The sequence below is a fragment of the Fimbriimonadaceae bacterium genome, from assembly GCA_019638775.1.
GTDB lineage: Bacteria > Armatimonadota > Fimbriimonadia > Fimbriimonadales > Fimbriimonadaceae > JAHBTD01.
Map to the genome: position 1 here is coordinate 1 of JAHBTD010000088.1, position 2,013 is coordinate 2,013.

Annotated in this window: 3 protein-coding genes; all 3 read right to left on the reverse strand. The window is 56.1% G+C overall.

Annotation, left to right across the window (positions count from 1 at the left end; translation table 11 throughout):
• Window positions 1-527 precede the first annotated feature (527 nt).
• Genes KF784_20115 through KF784_20125 form a run of 3 tightly spaced genes read right to left on the reverse strand, consistent with a single transcriptional unit; the run spans window position 528 to window position 1,958 of the window.
• Window positions 528-803 (reverse strand): hypothetical protein, encoded by a 276-nt coding sequence (locus KF784_20115; GenBank protein MBX3121364.1) that lies wholly within the window; start codon window positions 801-803, stop codon window positions 528-530.
• The gene (locus tag KF784_20120; protein ID MBX3121365.1) at window positions 800-1,003 is read right to left on the reverse strand and encodes a hypothetical protein; all 204 of its coding nucleotides are present in this window, start codon (window positions 1,001-1,003) and stop codon (window positions 800-802) included. The genes KF784_20115 and KF784_20120 overlap by 4 nt, the downstream gene beginning before the upstream one ends.
• A 1-nt stretch (window position 1,004) precedes the next feature.
• Window positions 1,005-1,958 (reverse strand): hypothetical protein, encoded by a 954-nt coding sequence (locus KF784_20125; GenBank protein MBX3121366.1) that lies wholly within the window; start codon window positions 1,956-1,958, stop codon window positions 1,005-1,007.
• Window positions 1,959-2,013 lie beyond the last annotated feature (55 nt).

Sequence of the window (2,013 nt, forward strand, 5' to 3'; positions counted from 1 at the left end):
AGTCCCGAGGAAGGAGGCCGACCCATGTCCGTAATCGTCTGGCTCATCCACCACGCCGCGCCGATCTTTTGGGGGCTCCTCGTCCTCATCACCGGCGCCAGCCTGTGGCATCAAGTCCGCCGGGAACTCATCACGCCGAGGCCCTACACGCCACGGCATCGCTACCCAAGGAGACCATGACCCCCGCCGACCTCTTTGAACGCTACTGGAGCAGGGCCCGCCGTATCCTGGTCGTGGCCCTGCTGGTCCTGGTAACCATTCTGGCCCTCGCCCTCTATCTCATCCTCGCGTGACCAGGCGCCCCGAAATGTCCTTAAGGGCGACAGGTCCAAAAACGTAGCATCCGATCCGCCGGCGAATCGATCGGATGGATCCATCTCATGTGGCATAGGAAGCGGTACGGTTAATCTTTATCACTTTTCTTCTGCTTAATTGCCACGATTATTATTTGCACGGCAAGCACAATCAGGACGCCAAGCGCAAACGACACAAACGCCAGTTCTCCGCTCGTCGCGCACTTGCTCATCTCATCCCCCCTCGCTGGCGAGTCGGGCCAGCTCATCGGCCATTGATTCATACTCGCCTTCAATCGTTAGGTGCCCGTATGGGAAGCCTACCTTTGCGCCGCCATGAGAACGCCAGAGCAAAGCTCGATCTCTAACCTTGTGAGCCGCCTCCAGCAGCGCCGCTCGGCGGGTTTCCTTATCGTGCTCCAAAACATCGTTAATAAACGATTCTGTTGTGTATGTGGACTGCTTCATCCACGCTTGCACAAACGCTGCCGCCCGCTCCTGCGTGGTCATTGGCGCACCTCGATAATATACTCAAGCCCTATGCTGCCTATATCGGTATAAACATACGGATCGCCAAGCGGACCGCTGGGAACGTGATATTGGACTATCCCAATAACCAATTCCCCGCATTGGTAGAATCTTACCCAGCTACCTATCGGAACATCCTCGAATGTCATCTTCCCGAGCTGCGTGGTCATTTCGCGTGCCATGCTACCCCTCCATCCCCTGGCGGTGCTTCAAGATAGCGGCGTAGGCTCCGGCCTCTTCTGGCGTATCGAACGACGAGTAATACTTATTCGCCGGCCTCGCTACCACACTATGCCGTAGTCCGCTTTCATGATGATAGACCTCAACATCCCCCTCCATCCTCGGCAAGGCTTTGAGCAGCAGTTCGTACTCTAGACATCCCTGATTCAACGCCGACACTTGCTCGTCCAGGCACTTAACCTCTTCCTTGGTCTCTGCAAGCTCCCCCCTCACGCGCTCCAACTCGGCTCGTTGCGCACATGCCTCTTTGCCACGTAACTCGGCTTTCTCCTTCCACACATCAACCTCACGCATCGCCGCCTCCAGCTCCGCCGTGCGTTTCTCTAAATCCTCACGCAACAGGACAACATCAACCTCACGCGCCTCTAGTTCATCCACGCGCCGCCTCGCACAATCACGTTCCGCCGTGCGTTGCTCCACAACATGGGATAGCTTCATGACGGTCTTCATGTGCGTGTCATTGACCAGCTTCAGCGCGTCACACTCCGCCGTGCGTTGGGTGAGTTGGGATTGGGCTTCTTGGCATAATTTGCGCCATTGCTCTCGGTTTTCATCGGTCCGCTTCAGCAAACCTTGCAGGTCGGCAATCTGCTTTCGCCCGATTATCTCCTGCTCTTTAGCCCCATCCAATAAGGCTACGTTAACAGGATCATAATCAAACCGCTCTGCCGGGATTTGATTGACCAGCTCCATATACGCCTTTTCGCTGCATTCCTGGGACGCCTTCCACGCATCCCTAGATTCCTCCAACTCCTTTACCCGCGCCTGCAACGCCGCAATGGTCGCCTGGGCGTCGGCAGCTTTGACCATCGGTGTAAATTTATCCCTCGGTAAGGCTTCACCAAGACGGTCAGAGAGATTCAGCAGTACGTCGTTGCTCACCCAATATCGCTCCACGTCACGCCCTCCCCTTAGATAAAGCGGCTAGAATATCCACACAGGCCGCTTCGTA

Coding starts and splice junctions, on each gene's coding strand:
- KF784_20115 (MBX3121364.1), bottom strand. CDS start 803: ATGACCACGCAGGAGCGGGCGGCAGCGTTTGTGCAAGCGTGGATGAAG.
- KF784_20120 (MBX3121365.1), bottom strand. CDS start 1,003: ATGGCACGCGAAATGACCACGCAGCTCGGGAAGATGACATTCGAGGAT.